The organism is Pseudomonas sp. 30_B (assembly GCF_017491605.1).
Classification (GTDB): domain Bacteria; phylum Pseudomonadota; class Gammaproteobacteria; order Pseudomonadales; family Pseudomonadaceae; genus Pseudomonas.
On the sequence record NZ_JAFGYY010000001.1, the window covers coordinates 249,143 to 271,322 of the forward strand.

Below are 22,180 nucleotides of genomic sequence, written 5' to 3' on the forward strand. Positions count from 1 at the left end.
GCGCTTGTGGATGCAAGGCGCCGGACACTTCACCCAGCGGAGTTGCCGACTGGCAATGAGCATGGGGGAAGTGTCCGGCAACGCCGCAGACGCGGGTGCGAGTGCGGCCGATTCGGAGCTACCGCCCCAGATAAACCTCGATGACCTGCTCGTTCGCCTGCACTTCCTCCAGCGAACCCTCGGCCAGCACGTGCCCCTGGTGCAGCACGCTGACGTGGTCGGCGATGCTGCCGACGAAGCCCATGTCGTGCTCCACCACCATCAGCGAATGCTGACCGGCGAGGGACTTGAACAGCTCGGCGGTGAATTCGGTCTCGGCGTCGGTCATGCCCGCCACCGGCTCGTCCAGCAGCAACAGTGGCGGCTCCTGCACCAGCAGCATGCCGATCTCCAGAAACTGCTTCTGCCCGTGGGAGAGCAGCCCGGCGGGGCGGTTGCGCGACTCGCGCAGGCGGATGGTGCCGAGCACTTCCTCGATACGGTCCTTCTGCTCGCCGGAGAGCTTGGCCCGCAGGCTGGCCCACACCGACTTGTTGGTCTTCTGCGCAAGCTCCAGGTTCTCGAACACCGAGAGCGCCTCGAACACCGTGGGTTTCTGGAATTTGCGGCCGATGCCGGCCTGGGCGATCTCCACCTCGCTCATGCGGGTGAGGTCGAGGGTCTCGCCGAAGAAGGCCTTGCCATTGTCCGGGCGGGTCTTGCCGGTGATCACGTCCATCAGCGTGGTCTTGCCCGCGCCGTTGGGGCCGATGATGCAGCGCAGCTCGCCGACGCCGATGTACAGCGTGAGGTCGCGCAGGGCGCGGAAGCCGTCGAAGCTGACGTTGATGTCTTCCAGAGTGAGGATGGTGCCGTGGCGTACGTCCAGCTGGCCGCTGGCGCTCGAACCGATGCCGATGGCATCGCGGCTGGCGCCCGGATCGCGGTTGGGATCGTAGGCCGGTTCCAGCATCAGGTGGGGGACTGCTCTCATTGTGCTTTCTCCCGCTTGATGAGGCCCAGTATGCCGCGCGGCAGATACAGGGTGACCACGATGAACAGCGCGCCGAGGAAGAACAGCCAGTACTCGGGGAAAGCTACGGTGAACCAGCTTTTCGCGCCGTTCACCACGCCCGCGCCGAGCAGCGGGCCGATCAGCGTGCCGCGCCCGCCGAGGGCGACCCAGACGGCGGCTTCGATGGAGTTGGTTGGCGACATCTCGCTGGGGTTGATGATGCCCACCAGCGGCACGAACAGCGCGCCGGCCAGACCGCAGAGCACCGCGCTCAGGGTCCAGACGAAGAGCTTGTAGCCGCGCGGGTCGTAGCCGCAGAACATCAGCCGGTTCTCCGCGTCGCGCAGGGCGGTGAGCACCCGGCCGAACTTGCTGCGCGCCAGGGCGAAGCCGATGGCCAGGCTTGCTGCCAGCAGCAGGACGATGGCGATGAACAGCGCCGCGCGGGTGCCCGGTGCAGTGATCGGGAAACCGAGGATGCTGCGGAAATTGGTGAAGCCGTTGTTGCCGCCGAAACCCGTTTCGTTGCGGAAGAACAGCAGCATGCCGGCGAAGGTCAGCGCCTGGGTCATGATCGAGAAGTACACGCCCTTGATCCGCGAGCGGAAGGCGAAGAAGCCGAACACCAGCGCCAGCAGGCCGGGCGCCAGCACCACCAGGCACAGCGCCCAGAGGAAGTGCTGGGTGCCGGCCCAGTACCAGGGCAACTCCGTCCAGGAGAGGAAGGTCATGAACGCCGGCAACTGGTCGCCGGCGGCCTCGCGCATCAGGTACATGCCCATGGCGTAGCCGCCCAGGGCGAAGAACAGCCCGTGGCCCAGCGACAGCAGGCCGGCGTAGCCCCAGACCAGGTCCAGTGCCAGGGCGACAATGGCATAGCAGAGGATCTTGCCGGTCAGCGTCAGCCCGTAGGCGGAGAGGTGCAGTGCATTGCTCTCCGGCAGCAGGTGCAGCAGCGGCAGGACCAGCAGCGCGACGAGCGCGGCGCTGACGAGGCCGGCGGTGAGTTTCGGGCCGGCCTTCTGCGCGGCCGTCACGGTGAGTGGCTGGTTCATCGGCAAGTTACCTGTAGGAGCGAGCTTGCTCGCGAACGGAGTTCCCGGCGGCGTCGGAGCTGGGCGGGTTCGCGAGCAAGGGCTGAGGCGCCCCCCTCGGTCCTACGAAGAGCATTCACTTCAGACATTGGTGTGTTCATCAATCGATGACCCTCCCTTTCAGAGCGAAGAGCCCCTGCGGACGTTTCTGGATGAACAGGATGATCAGCGCGAGGATCAGGATCTTGCCCAGCACAGCGCCGATCTGCGGTTCGAGGATCTTGTTCGCCACGCCCAGGCCGAAGGCGGCGAGGACACTGCCGGCGAGCTGGCCGACACCGCCGAGCACCACCACCAGGAAGGAGTCGATGATGTAGCTCTGGCCAAGGTCCGGGCCGACGTTGCCGACCTGCGACAGCGCCACGCCACCGAGGCCGGCGATGCCCGAGCCGAGGCCGAAGGCGAGCATGTCCACGCGGCCGGTGGGCACGCCGCAGCAGGCGGCCATGTTGCGGTTCTGGGTGACGGCGCGGACGTTCAGGCCCAGCCGCGTGCGGTTGAGCAGCAGCCAGGTGAGCGCCAGTACGAACAGCGCGAAACCGATGATGACGATGCGGTTCCACGGCAGCACGAGGTTGGGCAGCACCTGGATGCCGCCGGACAGCCAGGCCGGGTTGGCCACCTCGACGTTCTGCGCGCCGAATAGCACGCGCACCAGCTGGATCAGCACCAGGCTGATGCCCCAGGTGGCGAGCAGGGTTTCCAGCGGACGGCCGTAGAGGTGACGGATCACCGTACGCTCGAGCGCCATGCCGATGCAGGCGGTGACCAGGAAGGCCACCGGCAGCGCGAGCAGCGGGTACAGCTCCAGCACGCCAGGCGCGTAACGCTGGCAGAGCAACTGCACCACGTAAGTGGAGTAGGCGCCGAGCATCAGCATCTCGCCGTGGGCCATGTTGATCACCCCGAGCAGGCCGTAGGTGATCGCCAGGCCGAGGGCGGCGAGCAGCAGGATCGAGCCGAGCGACAGGCCGCTGAAGGCCTGGCCGAGCAGGTCGCCCATCAGCAGCCGGCGCTTGACCTGGCCGAGGCTGGTGGCGGCGGCGGTGCGGACCGAGTCGTCGGGTTCGACGGCGGGATCGAGCAGGTTTTCCAGGCGGGTACGTGCCTGCGGATCGCCGGATTCGCCCAGCAGGCGCACGGCGGAAAGGCGCACCGCCGGAGCCGGGTCGGCCAGCTGCAGATTGGCCAGGGCCAGTTGCAGCGCGGCCTTGACGGCGTCGTCGGACTCTTCGTTGAGGCGGTATTCGAGCAGCGTGCGTTGCGCCGGGCGGGCGCTCTTCTGCAGTTGGCGGGCGGCTTCAAGACGCACCTCGGCGTTGTCGGCGACCAGCTGGTGGCTGGCCATGGCGGTGTTCACCAGGCCGCGCAGGCGGTTGTTCAGGCGCAGCTTGTCGGGCTCGCCGACCGCGGGAGCGCCGCCCTCGGCGGGGTGGTATTGGCCGTCGTCACCAAGGAGGAAGGCACGGTCCTGCGTATCGACGGCCAGGCGGCCGGACTGGATGGCTTCCAGCAGCGGCAGGCGGTCGGCATCGGGCGCAGCGGCCCATTGTTCGAGCAGTTGGGCGCGGGCGTCGTTGTCGGCGCTGGCGAAGTCCTGCGCGGGGCCGGCGAAGGCGAGCTGCGGCAGCAGCATGGCCAGCGCGAGTGCGCAGAGGCGGAGCAGGTGAAGCAAGGCAGTGGGCATGGGCAGTTCCCGGCACGCTGGAGTCGGGGATTCCCTCTCCCCGGCGCCAATCCCGAAGGGACGGGGCGGGGAGAGGGCGCTCTCAGGAAGATCAGTTGCCGCGCACCGCGTAATCCGGCTTCTTATCGTTGCCCGGAATGAACGGGCTCCACGGCTGGGCGCGGATCGGCTCGGGAGTCTTCCAGACCACGTTGAACTGACCGTTGTCCTCGATCTCGCCGATCATCACCGGCTTGTGCAGGTGGTGGTTGGTCTTGTCCATGGTCAGGGTGAAGCCCGACGGCGCCTTGAAGGTCTGCCCGGCCATGGCCTCGCGGACCTTGTCGACGTCGGTGCTGCCGGCCTTCTGCACGGCCTGCGCCCACATGTGGATGCCGACATAGGTGGCCTCCATCGGGTCGTTGGTCACGGCGGTGCTGTAGTTGGGCAGGTTCTTGGCCTTGGCGTAGGCCTTCCAGTCCGCGACGAACTTGCTGTTCTCCGGGTTCTTCACCGATTCGAAGTAGTTCCACGCGGCAAGGTTGCCCACCAGCGGCTTGGTGTCGATGCCGCGCAGTTCCTCCTCGCCCACGGAGAAGGCCACCACCGGTACTTCGGTGGCTTCCAGGCCCTGGTTGGCCAGCTCCTTGTAGAAGGGCACGTTGGAGTCGCCGTTGACGGTGGAGATCACCGCGGTCTTGCCGCCGGCGGAGAACTTCTTGATGTCGGCGACGATGGTTTGATAGTCGCTGTGGCCGAACGGCGTGTAGACCTCCTGGATATCCTTGTCGGCCACGCCCTTGCTGTGCAGGAAGGCGCGCAGGATCTTGTTGGTGGTGCGCGGGTAGACGTAGTCGGTGCCCAGCAGGAAGAAGCGCTTGGCGCCGCCGCCGTCCTCGCTCATCAGGTATTCCACCGCCGGGATGGCCTGCTGGTTCGGAGCGGCACCGGTGTAGAAGACGTTGGGCGACATTTCCTCACCCTCGTACTGCACCGGGTAGAAGAGCAGGCCGTTGAGCTCCTCGAACACCGGCAGCACGGATTTGCGCGACACGCTGGTCCAGCAGCCGAAGACCACCGCGACCTTGTCCTGGGTCAGCAGCTGGCGCGCCTTCTCGGCGAACAGCGGCCAGTTGGAGGCCGGGTCGACCACCACCGCCTCGAGTTTCTTGCCGTTCACCCCGCCCTTGGCGTTGATCTCGTCGATGGTCATCAGCGCCATGTCCTTGAGCGAGGTCTCGGAGATCGCCATGGTGCCAGACAGCGAATGCAGGATGCCGACCTTGATGGTCTCGGCGGCCTGGGAGCTGAACGGGAACAGACCGGTGAGCAGCAGGGCGCTCATGGCCAGCGTACTTTTCAACAGCGGACGACGTTTCATCGCGGCAGCCTCCTTGGCTATCCAGGGGCGGGGAGTTGCCGGTGCGGCAGCTTCCCCGGAAATGGGGCGATCCCGCGCGGGATCGAAGCTGCCATCGCAGCATCCGTGCCAAGCAGGCAAAAGCCTTGGCGCAGATGGGCTGGACGCGATTTTCTGTCGTAAGTGGGAGGTTTTTCAGTGCGCGGCTTTGGTGCGCCGAACGCGCTTTGGCGCACGGCGATCCCCAATGGTGCGCATTACTGCGGAATGAAGTAGCCGCGCACGCCGGTCATGATGATCTGCGCGGCGAGGGCGCAGACGAACAACCCCATCAGTCGGCTGACGATCTGCAGGCCCTGTTCGCCGAGGATCTTTTCGATCTTGTCGGAGAGATAGAGCGTGATGCCCAGGGTCAGGCAGGCGAGGAAGATCGCCGCGATGGCCAGCAGCTTGTTTTCCCATTCCTGGTTCACCCCCATGACCAGCAGCGCGCCGATGGTGCCGGGGCCGACGGTGATCGGGATGGTCAGCGGGACGATGGTGACGTCCTGCTGCACGTTGTCGCTCTGCACCGTCGAGCGTCCCTGGGCCATGCCCAGCGCGGAGATGAACAGCACCGAGCCGGCACCGATGCGGAAGGCGTCGGCGGTGATACCGAACAGGGTGAAGATGTAGCGCCCGAACAGGTACAGCAGCACGCTGGCGATCAGCGCCGCCAGGGCTACGCGCCAGGCCATCTTCTTGCGGTCGCGCGGACCGAAGCCGCGGCTCAGGCTGATGAAGCAGGACAGCACGAAGAAGGGGCTGTAGAGCACCAGCATCTTCAGGTACACGCTGGACAACACATGCATGGGGGAAACTCGTCCGGATTGAGAGGTCTCACGCGCCAGGGCGTGGCTGGGCACAGCATAGCGGGTGGGGCGTTGCGGGAGAAATGTCCTTGAGCGTAGGAGCGGACTCCGTCCGCGATTGCCATTCGCCGCGCCAGGCTCCCTGTAGGAGCGCCCCATGGGCGCGATCGCGGGCATGGCCCGCTCCTACAGGTTGAGTCCGGCGAGGGCGTTGGATGTGACGTAGGAGCGGACTTCGTCCGCGATAGGTTTGCGGTGCGATGCGGAATCGATCGCGGACGGAGTCCGCTCCTACGAAAAGCCGTCCTCAGTGCGTAGGGCGTATAACGCTCCGCCTTAGGACGGCAATGCGTCGCTCTGCTGGCGCAGGCGGCGGTCGCGCTCGCCCACCCAGTAGGCCACCAGCTCGCGAAGTTGCGACAGCTCCACCGGCTTGGCCATGTGCCCGTCCATGCCGACCAGCCGCGCGCGCTCCTTGTGCTCGCTGAGGATGTGTGCGGTGAGCGCCACCACCGGAGTGTGCGGGCGCTGTTCGTTGGCTTCCCAGGCGCGCAGACGCTCGGTGGCGGAGAAACCGTCGAGCACCGGCATCTCGCAATCCATCAGCACCAGGTCGTACTGCGTGGCTTTCATTGCGGCCAGGGCTTCCTCGCCGTTGCTGGCGGTGTCCGGCTGCAGGTTGAGCTTGCTCAGCATGCCGCGGATGACCTTGGTGGAGATGCTGTTGTCCTCGGCCACCAGGATGCGGAAATCGCTGGGTGGCGTAGCAGGTGCCGGCTCGGCGGCAGGCTGCAGGTAGTTGCTCACGCCGCTAGGGCCACGCTGCCCCAGTTCCTCGGCGAGAGTCGCCTTGAGGGTGTAGCCCGCCACGGGCTTGGCGAGGATGCGCTTGATCCCGGCGTTGCGGGCGATGATCTTGCTCGGCGCATTGCTGATGCCGGTGAGCATGATCAGCAGGATGTCGTGGTTGAGGTTCGGGTCTTCCTGGATCTTGGTCGCCAGCTGCATGCCGGTCATGCCGGGCATGTCCTGGTCGAGCAGGACCACGTCGAAGTATTCGCGCAGGTGCGCCTTGGTGCGCAGCTGGGCCAGCGCTTCCTTGCCTGAAGAGACGGCGCTGACGTTCATGCCCCAGGCGCTGCACTGCTGCACCACCACCTTGCGGCAGGTCTGGTTGTCGTCCACCACCAGCAGGCGCGCGCCCTGCAGCGGGCTGTCCAGGTCGGCGTTGGGCTGCTGCAACTGCTGCGGGTCCAGCGGCAGGCTCAGCCAGAGCAGGTTGCCGGAGTCGCCATCGCCGCTTTCAATGCCGAATTCGCCGGACATCAGGCGAACCAGCTGGCGCGCGATGATCAGCCCGAGGCGGCTGCTCAGGCGGGTGGCGGAGAGGAAGTCGCGGCTGTGCAGCTCTGCGGTGAGCAGGGCCTGGCGGTCCTCGTCCTCCAGCGGGCGACCGCTGTCCTGCACGGCGATGCGCAGGCGCGGGCGATCCTGCGGGCCATCGAGGGCGACCACCAGCAGGATTTCGCCTTCGTCGGTCTGCTTGAAGGCGTTGTCCAGCAGGCTCAGCACGGCCTGGCGCAGGCGCGTCGGGTCGCCGCTGACGATGCGCGGGACCTTGGGCTGGGTGAAGCTGATCAGCTCGACCCGCTGTTGTTCGGCCTTGGCGCGGAAGATCGCCAGGCAGTCCTCGATCAGGGCGCCAAGGTCGAACTGCACCTCGTCCATCTCGATCTGCCCGGACTCTAGCTTGGAGATGTCGAGGATCTCGTTGATCAGCGCCAGCAACTCGTTGCCGGCGCTGTGGATGGTCTGCACATAGTCGCGCTGCTTGGCCGACAGCGGCGTGCCGAGCAGCAGCTCGGTCATGCCCAGCACGCCGTTCATGGGGGTGCGGATTTCGTGGCTGATCTTGGCCAGGAAATCGCCCTTGGCCTTGAGTTCGGCAACGCTGGCGGCGCGCTGGCGGCTGGCGGCGAAGTGTTCGTTCTGCAGTTTGCGCTGGCGCTCGGCGAGGGCGAGGCTGAGCAGGAAGCCGACCAGCGCACTGAGCCCGAGCAGGCCGCTGCCCAGCCATTCGGCGCGGGTCGGCAGGTAGCCCAGCAGCGAAGGCAGGCTCAGGCACCAGACCAGGACGAAGAGGCCCATGCCCACGGCGAACAGGCGGGCGGGCTGGTAGGAGTGGGTCCAGTAGTAGAGCGCCACCGAAAGCATGCCCAGGGTGACCAGGGTGATCAGGCCATAGACCAGGTCGCTGAGGGGGAAGGCGAGCAGCAGGTGGAGCGCGGCGCCCAGCACCAGCAGCCCGGCGGTGCCGCCCAGCAGCAACCGCTTGAGCGGCAGGCGCGGGGTGAGGTCACGGAAGAAGCTGGCGGTGTAGCCCAGGGCGCAGAACAGCGTCAGCACCAGGCTGAGCTGGGCGGTCAGCGGCTGCCAGGACTGGTGCACGCCGTACCAGGGGCTGAGCAGGCCGAACAGGGTGAGGCAGGCCAGCAGCAGGCTGGCGTGCACGCCGGCGAGCCACAGGCCGCTGGCGACGCGGGTGTAGCCGAAGCGCACGAGGTTGTAGACCAGCAGCATGGCGAGGCAGCCGATCAGGATGCCGAAGTGCAGCGGGCGCTGCTCGTTGCTCGGCTGGCTGGCGTCCTCGATGCTGATGTTGGGCCGCAGCGGCTGGCTGGAGGTGAGGCGCAGGTAGAGGTCGAGGGGCTCGGCGGCGCTGCGCAGCGGCAGGACGATATCGCTGCTCAGCAGCGGGCGTTGCACGGGCGACAGGTTGCCGGCGCTCTTCTGCTCCAGCAGCGTCTGGCCGTGGACGATGAAGAGTTCGAAACTGTCCAGGCTGGGGGCGAAGACGCGCAGTTGCTGGGGCGACTCGCTGACCGGGAGGCGATAGTGCAGCCAGGTCGCGCCGGGGCCGGCGGGGGCATGCAGGTCGTCGATGTCGAGTGGGCTGAAGAGGGTGCTGTAGCGCGGGGAGAGGATGTCCTGCAGCTGCAGGCGGGCGTCGCTGTCGTGGAGCTGCGACCAGCCGGGGTCCTGGCTTGCCGCAAAGGTCGGAACACAGACCAGGGCGGCCAGCAGCAAGCTGACGAGGAGTCCTGTGGCAGTCCAGAGCCGGCGCACGGCGAAGTCCCTTCGGTAGTGAGTGGCCCGATTATAGCCAAGTGCGCAAAAGGCCGTAATCCACACGGGCACGCGGGGATGGGTGGCCGGAGGCGTCGCGATGGAACGCCTCCGGCAACGGGACATCAGCCCTCGCCACGCTCGCGGGCAATGGCGCGGTAGCCGATGTCCTTGCGGTAGAAACAGCCGTTCCAGCGGATTTTCTCCGCCAGGCGGTAGGCCTGCTCCTGAGCCGAGGACACGCTCGGGCCGATGGCGGTGGCACACAGCACGCGACCGCCGCTGGTGACGACCTGGCCGTCCTTCAGCGTGGTACCGGCATGGAACACCTTGCCGTCGAGCTTGGCGGCTTCGTCCAGACCTTCGATGACGTCACCCTTGGCGTAGTCGCCCGGGTAGCCGCCGGCGGCCAGCACCACGCCCACGGTGGGACGCGGGTCCCAGGTGGCCTCGACCTTGTCCAGCGCCTTGGCCAGGGCGGCCTCGACCAGCAGGACCAGGGACGATTCCAGGCGGACCATGATCGGCTGGGTTTCCGGGTCGCCGAAGCGGCAGTTGAACTCGATGACCTTGGGCTTGCCGCTCTTGTCGATCATCAGGCCGGCGTAGAGGAAGCCGGTGTAGACGTTGCCTTCCTCGGCCATGCCGCGCACGGTCGGGTAGATCACTTCGTCCATCACGCGCTGGTGCACGTCGGCAGTCACCACCGGAGCGGGGGAGTACGCGCCCATGCCGCCGGTGTTCGGGCCGCTGTCGCCGTCGCCGACGCGCTTGTGGTCCTGGCTGGTGGCCATGGGCAGCACGTTCTGGCCGTCGACCATGACGATGAAGCTGGCTTCCTCGCCGTCGAGGAACTCTTCGATCACCACGCGCGAACCGGCGTCACCGAAGGCGTTGCCGGCGAGCATGTCGCGCACGGCTTCCTCGGCTTCGGCCAGGGTCATGGCGACGATCACGCCCTTGCCCGCGGCCAGGCCGTCGGCCTTGATCACGATGGGCGCGCCTTTCTCTTTCAGGTAGGCCAGCGCCGGCTCGACTTCGGTGAAGTTCTGGTAGTCGGCGGTGGGAATCTTGTGGCGCGCGAGGAAGTCCTTGGTGAAGGCCTTGGAGCCTTCCAGCTGGGCGGCGCCGGCGGTGGGGCCGAAGATGTCCAGGCCGCGGGCGCGGAACAGGTCGACCACGCCTTTGACCAGCGGAGCCTCGGGGCCGACGATGGTCAGCTGCACGTTCTTCGCGGCGAAATCGGCCAGCTCTTCCAGGGCCAGCACGTCGATGGCGACGTTCTCGCACTTGGCTTCGGTGGCGGTGCCGGCATTGCCCGGCGCGACGAAGACCTTCTGCACCCGCGAATCCTGCGCGACCTTCCAGGCCAGCGCGTGCTCGCGACCGCCGCTGCCGATGATGAGTACGTTCATTGGAAATCTCCTGAACTGTTCCGGCTTGGCCGGATTGTTGGGTATCGCTTCGCTCCACCCAACCTACGAGAGCTTTTTTCCAGCCTGTGCGAGGGCGCAATGGAGTGGCTGGATGCAAGGCGCGGACGGCTTCGACAAGCGGAGTTGCCTATTGGCAATGAGCATTGGCGAAGTCGTCCGCAACGCAGCAGACGGCCGCTACAGTGCGGCCGTCCCGGTTAATGCCTAAAGTGGCGCATGCCGGTGAAGACCATCGCGATGCCGGCTTCATCGGCAGCGGCAATCACTTCGTTGTCACGCATCGAACCACCTGGCTGGATCACCGCGGTGATGCCTGCCTTGGCGGCGTTGTCGATGCCGTCGCGGAACGGGAAGAAGGCATCGGACGCCATGACCGCGCCCTTCACTTCCAGGCCGGCGTGCTCGGCCTTGATGGCGGCGATGCGGGCGGAGTTCACGCGGCTCATCTGGCCGGCGCCGACGCCGACGGTCTGGCGGTTCTTGGCGTAGACGATGGCGTTGGACTTGACGAACTTGGCGACTTTCCAGGCGAAGATCAGGTCATGGATTTCCTGCTCGCTCGGGGCGCGCTGGGTGACGATCTTCAGGTCGTCGGCGGTGATCATGCCGATGTCGCGGCTCTGCACCAGCAGGCCACCGTTGACGCGCTTGAAGTCCCAGCCGGCAGGACGCTCGGCCGGCCACTCGCCGCACTCCAGCAGGCGCACGTTGGCCTTGGCGGCGACCACGGCACGGGCGGCCTCGGAGACTTTCGGGGCGATGATGACTTCGACGAACTGGCGCTCGACGATGGCCTGGGCGGTCTCGCCGTCCAGCTCGCGGTTGAAGGCGATGATGCCGCCGAAGGCCGACTCGGTGTCGGTGGCGTAGGCCAGGTCATAGGCCTTGCGGATACCGCCTTCGTTTTCCGGAACCACGGCCACGCCGCACGGGTTGGCGTGCTTGACGATGACACAGGCCGGCTTGACGAAGCTCTTCACGCACTCCAGCGCGGCGTCGGTGTCGGCCACGTTGTTGAACGACAGTTCCTTGCCCTGCAGCTGGATGGCGGTGGAGACGCTGGCCTCGCCGCCCTCGACGTAGAACGCCGCGCTCTGGTGCGGGTTCTCGCCGTAGCGCATGTCCTGGGCCTTGATGAACTGGCTGTTGAAGGTGCGCGGGAACTGCAGGCGGTTCTCGGTGGACAGGGTTTCGGCGTTCTGGTCGATGGTGCCCAGGTAGTTGGCGATCATGCCGTCGTAGGCGGAGGTGTGCTCGAACGCCTTGAGGGCCAGGTTGAAGCGCTGGGCGTAGGTCAGGCCGCCGTCCTTCAGGGCCGCGATGACGCCTTCGTAGTCGGTGGAGTTGACCACGATGGCGACGTCCTTGTGGTTCTTCGCCGCGGAACGGACCATGGTCGGGCCGCCGATGTCGATGTTCTCGATGGCGTCCGGCAGGGTGCAGCCCGGCTTGGCCACGGTGGCGGCGAAGGGGTACAGGTTGACCGCAACCAGGTCGATCGGCTTGATGCCGTGCTCTTCCATCACCGCGCCGTCGATGTCGCGACGGCCGAGGATGCCGCCGTGGACTTTCGGGTGCAGGGTCTTCACGCGGCCGTCCATCATTTCCGGGAAGCCGGTGTAGTCGGCCACTTCCACGGCGGCGATGCCGTTGTCCTTGAGCAGCTTGTAGGTGCCGCCGGTGGAGAGGATCTCCACGCCAAGGGCTACCAGCTCACGGGCGAAATCGACGACGCCGGTCTTGTCGGAAACGCTGATCAGCGCACGGCGGATGGGCAGGCGGGTGGTTTGGTCGGTCATAACGGCTTCCACAAAGGCTACGGGCTTCCGGCGTCAGGCGAGGGCCCGGGCGACCGTTCGGTCGCGGCCCAGCGCCTGCCACCGTGGTCAGAGAAGGTCGTACTGCTTGAGTTTCTTGCGCAGGGTTCCGCGGTTCAGGCCCAGCAGTTCCGAGGCTTTGGTCTGGTTACCCTTCACATAGTTCATGACGGTTTCCAGCAGCGGCGCTTCGACTTCGCAAAGCACCATGTTGTACACGTCCGTGACCGGCTGCCCTTCGAGATGGGCGAAATAGTTATGCAGTGCCTTTTCCACGCTGTCGCGGAGGGTCTGGCCCTCCTGCGTCGGAGTGGTCAGGTGCTGTTTAAGGTTGGCGTTGTCGCTCACGGGTGTCATTCCACTCACTAATGTCTCGGTCATCGTTGTCATGCGGCCACCCCTTCTCCGTTATTGTGGCGCTCGGCGAAGAACTGCCTGACGCTGGCGCTTTGTGCATCCGTGTCCTGCAAACGATTGAACTGGGTGCGGAACTCCGCCGCACCCGGCAGGGTTGCGAGGTACCAGCCCACGTGCTTGCGGGCAATTCGCACACCCATGTCTTCCCCATAAAACGCATGCAATGCAGCCAGGTGTTCGAGCAGGATGCTCTCCACTTCGTGCAGACTCGGCGCCGGCAGTGTTTCGCCGGTGCCCAGGTAATGATCGATCTCGCGGAAGATCCAGGGCCTGCCCTGGGCGGCGCGGCCGATCAGCAGGGCGTCCACCCCGGTCAGCTCGAGCACCTGCCGTGCCTTGCGCGGCGAATCGATATCACCGTTGGCGAAGACCGGAATGGAAACCGCCTGCTTGATCGCAGCGATGGTTTCGTACTCTGCTTCGCCGGTGTAGAGGTCGGCACGGGTCCTGCCGTGGACCGCCAGCGCCTGGATGCCCGACTGCTCGGCAATCCGCGCCACCGTCACGCCGTTCTTGTTCGACCGGTCCCAACCGGTGCGAATCTTCAGGGTGACGGGAACCTCCACTGCCGCGACCACCGCCTCGAGGATTTCGGCTACCAGCCGTTCATCCTTCATCAGCGCGGAACCCGCGGCCTTGTTGCACACCTTCTTTGCCGGACAGCCCATGTTGATGTCGATGATCTGGGCACCCAGCTCCACGTTGCAGCGGGCGGCTTCCGCGAGCATCTGCGGGTCACCGCCGGCAATCTGCACCGAACGGGGCTGATCTTCGTTGTCGTGCTGCAGGCGCAGGCGCGACTTGCGGCTATTCCACAGGCGGACGTCGCTGGTGACCATTTCCGACACCACCATGCCGGCACCGAGGCGGCGGCACAGCTGGCGGAACGGACGATCGGTGACGCCGGCCATCGGGGCCAGGATCAGTCTGTTGGGCAGTGTGTAGGAGCCGATGCGTACCACCGACCTGAGTTCCATGGTTAATGGGGCGGGAACACCGAGGCGCCGCGCGCTACAAGACTCGCGGGTGCGTTTCGGGGCCTGCCACCGGTGCTAGCAAAAAAGGGAGGGCATGATACCCGCTCTCGGTGACCGGATAAAGGCGAATTTGGATAAATTCTGAACAGCCCGGGGCTTATCACCCAGGGTAGGAAGACGAGCGGAACTGGCGCTCTCAGGCGCTTTGAGCTACCCGCCGGATCACTCCGGCGAGTGGAAGCTCAGGCTGTAGTTCACCGCTTTCGGACCCGGGTCGAGAATGTCCAGGGAGATATGGATCGGCGTCTGCGGCGGCATTTCGCTCTGCCCGGCCAGTTCGCCCGAGAGGTATTCGCTGGGCTTGAAGCGGCGGCTGGCGATCAGCTGGCCGTTCAGGTCGGCGAAGCGCATTTCCAGCAGCGGGAAGGGCTGCGAGAAGTTGGCGCGGTTGTAGATGATCGCGTCGACCACCAGAGCGCCGCTGAAGTCCGGATGGCTGCGTACCACCAGGTTGCTGCTGCGGATCTGATCCACGTCGACCTTGGAGGGGAGGGTGCAGCCCAGTTCCGGGCAGGCCTGGGCGAACCAGGGGCGGTACTGGTCCTGGCGGGCCAGCTCCTCGAAGTGGTAGATGACGTACTGTCCGGCGAGACCTGCCAGGGCCAGCAGCACCAGCAGCAGCCAGAACAGGCGGCGACCCCAGTGGCGCTTGGGCTTCTGCCAGTCCAGTTGCAGCGGCTCGTCGCTCAGGTCGTGCAGGCCGTCGTTGTGCAGCGCGGGCTCGGCGCGGCGGCTGTCGGCGCGGGTCTCGACGACCGGTTCGTCGTCGTGGTCGTCCTCGGCGTGCTCGGGCTCGTCATCGTCGCGCCGGGCGCTGAAGGTGGGCAGCCTTTCCTCGTCCTCATCGACGACGCCGAGCGGCGCCGGGGCGATCCGGGGTTCTTCGACCTGCTCTTCCTCGATCTCTTGCTCGATCTCTTGCTCGGGTTCGGGCGCAGGCTCCTCGTCGGCCGCGAGGCGGGCGCTGGGCGAGGGTTCTTCCGGTTCGTCGTCCTTCAGTTGGCCGAGGCTGGGCTCCTGGCGGGCGGCGCGATTGCCGCCGGGCTGTTCCGACTGCAGCAGGGCTTCGGCCCAGCGCTCGTCGTGCGGATCGCGTTTCTCGTCCTGCCTGACCTGCAGGGCCTCGCTGGGAGCGGGCGCGCGATCGATGCTGAGGAATTCCTGGGACAGCTCGAACTCGTCCAGCTTGGCGAGCTCTTCATCGAGGTTGAGGCTGTCCAGGTCGAGGTCGTCGTGGATCCACAGCGTTTCGTCTTTCTTCGCCGGGGCCTGAGCGGCTTCGGTCTTGGCCGGCTCGCCGGGGCCTGGGGCCGGTGCAGGCGGCGGGGTCAGCGGCGCTGCCGGGATGGCCTGGGCCGCCGCGATGGCGGGGGCTGGCTCGGGGCGGAACTCCGGCAGGGGCTCGGGTTTGATTTCTACCTTGGGTTCCGGGATGGCGGGCTTTTCCGCGACATCACTGGAGTGTCGCGCCGCTGGGGAGCCAGCGGCCAGCCAAGGGTGGCGGTGCCGGGGACGGGCAAGGGTTTCGGTTGTTCCGGGGCTGCGGCGGCGACTGCGGCGGCGGCCGGCACCGGAGACGGCTCCGGCACGCTGGGAATGGGGGCTGGTGCCACCGCTTCGGCCATGGGCGCGGGCGCCGGAGCAGGCTTCGGCGGGCTGGCTGGCGGCGGGGCCACGTCGGTCAGGATCGGCGCCTGCGTCGGTTCGCCCAGCATGTTCTGCGGGGCGTTGAAGACCTTCAGGCAGGTGCCACAGCGCACGGCACCGCTGGCCGCGCCCAATTGCGCCGAGTTGACGCGGAAGCGTGTCTGGCAATGGGGGCACTGTGTGATGAAGCTGTCGCTCATGCGGCGGTCCGGCGAAAAAACAAACGATTAGTCTAACCCAAGGCCCGTTCGTCGGGCAGTCAGCGGCGGCGACCCGTGATGCGGATCCAGCCTTCCTGCTCGGCGGTCGGGTCGAGGTCGAAGGCGGCGGCATAGGCTGCGCGCACTTCCTCGGCCTGCTCGGCGAGGATGCCCGAGAGGGCCAGGCGGCCACCGGGCTTGACCAGTCCGGTGAGCTGCTCTGCCAATGTGACCAGCGGACCGGCCAGAATGTTCGCCACCAGGACGTCCGCCGGCTCTTTTGGCAGATCAGCGGGCAGGTAGACGGGGAAGCTGGCCGGGTCGATACCGTTGCGCGAGGCGTTGTCGCGCGAGGCTTCCAGAGCCTGCGGATCGATGTCGGTGCCGGCGGCGCGCTCGGCGCCCAGCAGCAGCGCGGCGATGGCGAGGATGCCCGAGCCGCAGCCGAAGTCGAGTACGTATTGGCCGGCCAGATCCTGGCCATCCAGCCATTGCAGGCACAGCGAGGTGGTCGGGTGGGTGCCGGTGCCGAAGGCCAGGCCCGGGTCGAGCAGCAGGTTCACCGCGTCCGGCTCCGGGGCGTCGTGCCAGCTGGGGACGATCCACAGGCGGCGACCGAAACGCATCGGCTTGAAGTTGTCCATCCAGCTGCGTTCCCAGTCCTGGTCCTCGATGCGCTCGATCTGGTGCTGCGGCAGCTCGCCGCCGGTGAGCAGGGACAGGTGGGCGATGAGCGCGGTCTCGTCGGTATCGGCCTCGAACAGCGCGAGCAGGTGGGTGTGGCTCCACAGCGGGGTGGTGCCCAGGTCCGGCTCGAAGATCGGCTGGTCTTCGGCATCCATGAAGGTCACCGAGACGGCGCCGACTTCCAGCAGCGCGTCTTCATAGGTTTCCGCCTGTTCCGGGGTGATGGCGAGTCGGACTTGAAGCCAGGGCATGGCGGGTACCTCGATGGTGCTGGACGCGAAAATAGAACGGGCCGCCTGGGCGGCCCGCAGATAAAGGCGGCAAGCTTACTGTACGGCACCTTGCCATGCCAGCGTGCGGGAGCCGCAAAGCACAAGGGCCGCCCGGAGGCAGCCCTTGTGCTGGAGTGAGGCGGAGCGGGACAGGCTTAGTGCTTGTCCATGCCCAGCTTCTTCTCCAGATAGTGGATGTTCACGCCACCCTTGCAGAACTCTTTGTCGCGGACCAGATCCTTGTGCAGCTCGGTATTGGTCTTGATGCCGTCGACGATCAGCTCGTCCAGGGCATTGCGCATGCGCGCCAGGGCTTCGTCACGGTCCTTGCCGTAGGCGATGACCTTGCCCACCAGCGAGTCGTAGTTCGGCGGTACGGCGTAGCCGCTGTACAGGTGCGAATCCACGCGCACGCCGTTGCCGCCGGGTGCATGGAAGTGCTTCACCTTGCCGGGGCTGGGCATGAAGGTCTTCGGGTCTTCGGCGTTGATCCGGCATTCCAGCGCATGGCCACGGATGACCACGTCTTCCTGCTTGATCGACAGCTTGTTGCCGGAGGCGATGCTGAGCATCTCCTTGACGATGTCGATACCGGTGACCATCTCCGACACCGGATGCTCCACCTGAACGCGGGTGTTCATCTCGATGAAGTAGAAGCGGCCGTTCTCGTACAGGAACTCGAAGGTGCCGGCGCCACGGTAGCCGATTTCCACGCAGGCCTGGACGCAGCGGGCCAGCACTTCGGCGCGGGCCTTCTCGTCGATGCCCGGGGCTGGAGCTTCTTCCAGCACCTTCTGGTGACGGCGCTGCAGGGAGCAGTCGCGGTCGCCCAGGTGGATGGCGTTGCCCTGGCCGTCGGAGAGCACCTGGACTTCCACGTGACGCGGATTGGTCAGGAACTTCTCCAGGTAGACCATCGAGTTGCCGAAGGCCGCGCCCGCTTCGGTGCGGGTCAGCTTGGCGGACTTGATCAGGTCTTCCTCGTTGTGCACGACGCGCATGCCGCGACCACCACCGCCACCGGCGGCCTTGATGATCACCGGGTAGCCAACCTCGCGGGCGATCGCCAGCGCGGTCTCTTCGTCTTCCGGCAGCGGGCCGTCGGAGCCCGGTACGGTCGGAACGCCGGCTTTCTTCATGGCGTCCTTGGCGGACACCTTGTCACCCATCAGGCGGATGACGTCGGCGCTCGGGCCGATGAAGGTGAAGCCCGAACGCTCGACCTGCTCGGCGAAGTCGGCGTTCTCGGCGAGGAAGCCGTAGCCGGGGTGGATACCCACGGCGCCGGTGACCTCGGCCGCGGCGATGATCGCCGGGATGTGCAGGTAGGACTGCGCAGCCGGGGCCGGACCGATGCAGACCGCTTCGTCGGCCAGCGACAGGTGCATCAGTTCGCGGTCGGCGGTCGAGTGCACGGCCACCGTCTTGATGCCCAGTTCCTTGCACGCGCGCAGGATGCGCAGCGCGATTTCGCCGCGGTTGGCGATCAGTACTTTTTCCAACATCGCAGGCTCTCCGCGGCTTAAACGATGGTGAACAGGGGCTGGTCGAACTCGACCGGCTGGCCGTTCTCCACGAGGATCTGACCGATCACGCCGCTGGTTTCAGCCTCAATGTGGTTCATCATCTTCATGGCTTCGACGATGCACAGGATGTCGCCTTTCTTCACGCTCTGGCCGACTTCGACGAAGTTGGCGGAAGTCGGCGAGGCCGCGCGGTAGAAGGTGCCGACCATCGGCGAACGCACGGCGTTGCCGTTGAGCGCCTGTGCAGCCGGAGCGGCTTCGGCAGCCGGGGCCGGAGCTGCGGCGGCCGGAGCGGCTGCGGCAGGTGCCGGAGCGTAGGCCGGGGCGGCAGCGTAGATCGGCTGGGCGGCGGTCTTGCTGTGACGGCTGATGCGTACGGACTCTTCGCCCTCTTTGATTTCCAGCTCGTCGATACCGGATTCTTCGAGCAGTTCGATCAGTTTCTTGACTTTACGGATGTCCATCAGTGTTCGCTCTCCCAGGTGAGGTCACGGGCGTTCAAGTTGTTCAAGGGCGGATTCCAGGGCCAGGCGGTAGCCTGTGGCGCCCAGACCGCAGATCACCCCTACCGCCACGTCGGAGAAGTAGGAGTGATGCCGGAAAGGTTCGCGTTTGTGCACGTTGGAAAGGTGCACTTCGATGAATGGGATGCTCACTGCGAGCAATGCGTCACGTAGAGCGACACTTGTATGCGTGAACGCGGCCGGATTGATGAGGATGAAGTCCACGCCTTCGCTACGCGCAGCGTGGATCCGGTCGATCAGTTCGTACTCGGCATTGCTCTGCAGGTGCATCAGGTGGTGGCCGGCCTCGCGGGCGCGGCGCTCCAGGTCCTGGTTGATCTGCTCGAGGGTGACGGAGCCGTACTTGTCGGGCTCGCGGGTGCCCAGCAGGTTGAGGTTGGGCCCGTGCAGTACCAGTAAGGTCGCCATCTGGATGCTGTTGTCCTTCTCTTAGGCGGAAAAAGATAGGGCGGGACTATGCCGGAAAGCTGGCGTGACTGTCCAGTCATGCAGGTTTTGCCGTAGATGTCGGCATGTTGCCAGCCGATTACGGCAAAACTATTGCAGTGCCAGGGGCCGAATCACTCAGCCGCGGGAAGTGGCCTGGCGCAGGCGTTCGGCGAGGGTGGCGGCATCGGTTTCGCCGATGATGCGCAGATCGCTCCATTCGTCGCCTTTCGCCGAGAAGAACAGCAGCGCGGGCGGGCCGAACAGGTTGAAGCGGTCGAGCAGGGCGCGCTGTTCCTCGGTGCTGGCGGTCATGTCGAAGCGCAGCAGGACGAAGCCGGGCAGTTGCGCCTGGACTTCCGGCGTCGGCAGTACCTGGCGTTCGATGATCTTGCAGCTGATGCACCAGTCGGCGTACCAGTCCAGCAGCACCGGCCGCCCGGCGGCCAGGGCGCTGGCCAGGGCGGCATCGAGCTGGGCGGGGGTGGTGATGTTCTGCCAGTCGCCGGGTGTCGAGGTCGGCGGACCGGCATGCAGGCCCGGCGTGCTGCGGCCCAGCGGGTGCATCGGGTCGGACTCGCCGCGCAGTGCGCCGGTCCAGGCGACCACTGCGTAGACCAGGAGCATCAGGCCGAACAGTTGGCCGGCGCGTTGCAGCGGCTTCTTCGGTCCCAGTTCCAGGGTGCCCATGGCGATCGCGACACCGCCGGCCAGGGTGCCCCAGAGGGTCAGCGCCACCGGGCCCGCGACCAGGCGTTCGAGCATCCAGATGGCCACCGCCAGCAGCATCACGCCGAAGACGTTGCGCACGCCGTTCATCCAGGCGCCGCTCTTGGGCAGCAGTGCGCCGCCGCCGACGGCGAAGACCACCAGCGGGGTGCCCATGCCCAGGCCAAGGGAGAACAGCAGCATGCCGCCACCGACAGCGTCCCCGGTGCTGCTGATATAGAGCAGCAGGCCGGCCAGCGGGGCGGTGACGCAGGGCGATACCAGCAGGCTGGAAAGCACGCCCAGGGTTGCCGCGCCGGCGATGGAGCCGCCGCGGGTGTTGTTGGCCATGTTGTCCAGGCGTTCGCGCACGAAGCCCGGCAGGCGCAGTTCGAACACGCCGAACATGGCGATGGCGAAGACTACGAAGAAGGCCGCGAAAGGCACCAGCACCCAGGGCGATTGCAGCATCGCCTGCAGGTTGAGCTTGGCGCCGAACAGGCCCATCAGGGTGCCGAGCACCGCGTAGCAGACCGCCATCGGCAGCACGTAGGCCAGCGACAGCGCCAGGCCGCGCATGCCGCCCGGTCGGCCGCGCAGGACCACGCCGGAGAGGATCGGCAGCATCGGCAGCACGCAGGGGGTGAAGGTCAGCGCCAGGCCCAGCAGGAAGAAGATCACCAGGGCGCGGCCGAGCTTCTTGATCTTGCCCGGCTCATGGTCGCCCAGCAGGCTGGCCAGCGGGTTGTCGCCGGTGGCGGCCTTGGCGGTGCTACTGCTGGCCGCAGCTGCGGTGACCACGCTGGCGGCCTGGCCATCGGCGATCCGCAGGCGGGTGGTTTCCGGCGCGTAGCACAGGCCCTTGTCGGCACAGCCCTGGTAGCTCACCACCAGGGTGAAGGGCTTGTGCTGCGGGTTGTTCAGCGGAACGTCGAGGTCGGTGATCGCGTAGTAGACGACCGTGTCGCCGAAGTAGTCGTCATGGTGCTGCTTGCCCGGCGGCAGCTTCACCTCGCCCACGGTCACGCCGCTGTCGGCGGGCTCGACCTTGAAGCTGAAACGGTGCTGGTAGAGGTAGTAGCCGTCGGCATTGATGAAGCGCAGCTTCACCTGCTGGCTGTCGCTGTCCTCGACGCTGACGCGGAAGGCCTCGGCCACCGGCAGGAAATCGCCCCTGGCCGGTTGCCCGACGGCGAAGCCGCCCTTGTCGGCGGGTTTGTCGAACAGGCCGGCGGAAGCTGGCAGGGCGACCAGGAGCAGGAGCAGGGTGAGCAGGCGGCGCATGGACATCTCGCGGACTACAAAGTGGCGGGCATGATAGCGGAAAGCGTCCGGCGCGGCCCGTGGTGCCGCAGGATGAGCTGTGACAAGAGATGAGCGGACCGTTCACGGGGCGCGGATGCTCCCTCTCATCGGCTGCGTCAATCGGCCGCGGGCTGGCCGAAGGCTTCCAGCAGGTCGCTGGCGAAGGCCTGTTCCGCGTCGCCGGGGTGGCGGCCGCGGTGGCGGGTCAGGCTGAAGGCCACGTCGAAGCCCAGCTCGTCCGGCAGCAACTCGCGCAACTGGCCGCGCTCGATCCAGGGCTGGGCGACGTGCCTGGGCAGGTAGCCCAGGTGCGCGCCGGAGAGGACGAACGCCAGGCTGCCGTCCACCTGTTCGCAGCGCGCGCTGCTGCGAGTGGTCTGCAGCGGCTGGTCGGCGGCGATGAAGCGGTAGGGATGGAGGACCTGGTCGGCATCGGCCAGCGACTCGCGAGTGGTTTTCTTCTCGGCGAAGGCCGGATGCCCGATTCCGCAATACAGCCCCTGCGGCTCGCTGAACAGCTCGACATGCTCCAGTGCCGACTGGGTGCCGGCGAAGTAACCGATGGCCAGGTGCAGGCGGTCCTGCAATAGAAGACGTTCCAGCTCGGCGGGCGTGGTGGTCACCAGTTCCAGGGTGACCGCCTCGTTGCGCCGGCGAAAACGCCGGACCGCTTCGGATAATTGCGCCAGCACCCGTTCGTCGAGGGCCTCGGACAGACCCAGGCGCACCTCGCCCAGCAGCTTGTCGGCGACTCCGTGGGCCTCGTTTCGAAAACCTTCGATGGCGATGAACAGCCGGCGGGTTGCCTGCAGCAGGTGTTCGCCCTTGGGCGTGAGGCGGAAGCCGCCCTTGCCGCGCTCGCACAGGCGATAGCCCAGGCGCGTCTCCAGCCTGGCCATCTGGATGCTGATACTCGGCTGGCTCAGTCCCAGTTCGCCTTGCGCCGCGCTGAAGCCGCCGCACTCGACCACGGTGACGAACAGGCGCAGCAGTTGCAGGTCGAGGTCGCGTAGTTGGCTGAGCATCGGCCGGGTCCAATCATTGTGAATTGATAATGCCAAAGTAATTAACTTTGTATTTTTACAAA

General features: G+C 66.4%; 17 protein-coding genes and 1 pseudogene. All 18 read right to left on the bottom strand.

The window, feature by feature from the left end; all coding sequences use genetic code 11:
* Positions 1–118 precede the first annotated feature (118 nt).
* Positions 119–973: an urea ABC transporter ATP-binding protein UrtD gene (gene urtD / locus J5M67_RS01070; protein WP_207882416.1), complete on the bottom strand. Its 855-nt coding sequence runs from the start codon at positions 971–973 to the stop codon at positions 119–121.
* Entirely contained in the window at positions 970–2,049 is a 1,080-nt protein-coding gene (urtC, locus tag J5M67_RS01075) for an urea ABC transporter permease subunit UrtC (RefSeq protein ID WP_207882418.1), read from the bottom strand. Before urtC ends, urtD begins: the two co-directional genes overlap by 4 nt.
* 139 nt (positions 2,050–2,188) lie before the next feature.
* Positions 2,189–3,775, bottom strand: coding sequence for an urea ABC transporter permease subunit UrtB (urtB, locus tag J5M67_RS01080; RefSeq protein WP_207882420.1), 1,587 nt, complete (start codon positions 3,773–3,775; stop codon positions 2,189–2,191).
* A 91-nt stretch (positions 3,776–3,866) separates the two neighbouring features.
* Positions 3,867–5,135: an urea ABC transporter substrate-binding protein gene (gene urtA / locus J5M67_RS01085; protein ID WP_207882422.1), complete on the bottom strand. Its 1,269-nt coding sequence runs from the start codon at positions 5,133–5,135 to the stop codon at positions 3,867–3,869.
* 236 nt (positions 5,136–5,371) lie between these two features.
* Complete coding sequence (locus J5M67_RS01090) at positions 5,372–5,965, bottom strand: MarC family protein (protein WP_207882424.1); 594 nt, start codon at positions 5,963–5,965, stop codon at positions 5,372–5,374.
* A 336-nt stretch (positions 5,966–6,301) separates the two neighbouring features.
* Positions 6,302–9,091 (bottom strand): hybrid sensor histidine kinase/response regulator, encoded by a 2,790-nt coding sequence (locus J5M67_RS01095; RefSeq protein ID WP_207882426.1) that lies wholly within the window; start codon positions 9,089–9,091, stop codon positions 6,302–6,304.
* A 125-nt stretch (positions 9,092–9,216) separates the two neighbouring features.
* Positions 9,217–10,506 (bottom strand): phosphoribosylamine--glycine ligase, encoded by a 1,290-nt coding sequence (purD, locus tag J5M67_RS01100; protein WP_207882428.1) that lies wholly within the window; start codon positions 10,504–10,506, stop codon positions 9,217–9,219.
* 218 nt (positions 10,507–10,724) lie between these two features.
* On the bottom strand, positions 10,725–12,326 hold the full coding sequence (gene purH / locus J5M67_RS01105) for a bifunctional phosphoribosylaminoimidazolecarboxamide formyltransferase/IMP cyclohydrolase (RefSeq protein ID WP_207882430.1): 1,602 nt from the start codon (positions 12,324–12,326) through the stop codon (positions 10,725–10,727).
* Between the two features lie 87 nt (positions 12,327–12,413).
* Positions 12,414–12,734: a DNA-binding transcriptional regulator Fis gene (gene fis, locus J5M67_RS01110; protein WP_026078947.1), complete on the bottom strand. Its 321-nt coding sequence runs from the start codon at positions 12,732–12,734 to the stop codon at positions 12,414–12,416.
* Positions 12,731–13,738 carry a tRNA dihydrouridine synthase DusB gene (gene dusB, locus J5M67_RS01115; protein ID WP_207882432.1) on the bottom strand — a complete coding sequence of 336 codons (1,008 nt, stop codon included), beginning with the start codon at positions 13,736–13,738 and terminating at the stop codon, positions 12,731–12,733. The genes fis and dusB overlap by 4 nt, the downstream gene beginning before the upstream one ends.
* Before the next feature lie 222 nt (positions 13,739–13,960).
* Positions 13,961–15,232: a DUF3426 domain-containing protein gene (locus J5M67_RS01120; protein WP_368735915.1), complete on the bottom strand. Its 1,272-nt coding sequence runs from the start codon at positions 15,230–15,232 to the stop codon at positions 13,961–13,963.
* 272 nt (positions 15,233–15,504) lie between these two features.
* A pseudogene (locus J5M67_RS29900) lies at positions 15,505–15,645 on the bottom strand (MJ0042-type zinc finger domain-containing protein); the annotation flags it as partial.
* Positions 15,646–15,704: 59 nt separating this feature from the next.
* Complete coding sequence (gene prmA / locus J5M67_RS01130) at positions 15,705–16,583, bottom strand: 50S ribosomal protein L11 methyltransferase (protein ID WP_207882434.1); 879 nt, start codon at positions 16,581–16,583, stop codon at positions 15,705–15,707.
* A 176-nt stretch (positions 16,584–16,759) separates the two neighbouring features.
* Positions 16,760–18,109, bottom strand: coding sequence for an acetyl-CoA carboxylase biotin carboxylase subunit (gene accC / locus J5M67_RS01135; RefSeq protein WP_207882435.1), 1,350 nt, complete (start codon positions 18,107–18,109; stop codon positions 16,760–16,762).
* Between the two features lie 17 nt (positions 18,110–18,126).
* Positions 18,127–18,594: an acetyl-CoA carboxylase biotin carboxyl carrier protein gene (accB, locus tag J5M67_RS01140; protein ID WP_207882437.1), complete on the bottom strand. Its 468-nt coding sequence runs from the start codon at positions 18,592–18,594 to the stop codon at positions 18,127–18,129.
* A gap of 24 nt (positions 18,595–18,618) precedes the next feature.
* Positions 18,619–19,062, bottom strand: coding sequence for a type II 3-dehydroquinate dehydratase (gene aroQ, locus J5M67_RS01145; RefSeq protein WP_207882439.1), 444 nt, complete (start codon positions 19,060–19,062; stop codon positions 18,619–18,621).
* A gap of 156 nt (positions 19,063–19,218) precedes the next feature.
* Entirely contained in the window at positions 19,219–21,072 is a 1,854-nt protein-coding gene (locus J5M67_RS01150; RefSeq protein ID WP_207882441.1) for a protein-disulfide reductase DsbD, read from the bottom strand.
* A 137-nt stretch (positions 21,073–21,209) separates the two neighbouring features.
* On the bottom strand, positions 21,210–22,118 hold the full coding sequence (locus J5M67_RS01155; protein WP_207882443.1) for a LysR family transcriptional regulator: 909 nt from the start codon (positions 22,116–22,118) through the stop codon (positions 21,210–21,212).
* Positions 22,119–22,180: the final 62 nt, after the last annotated feature.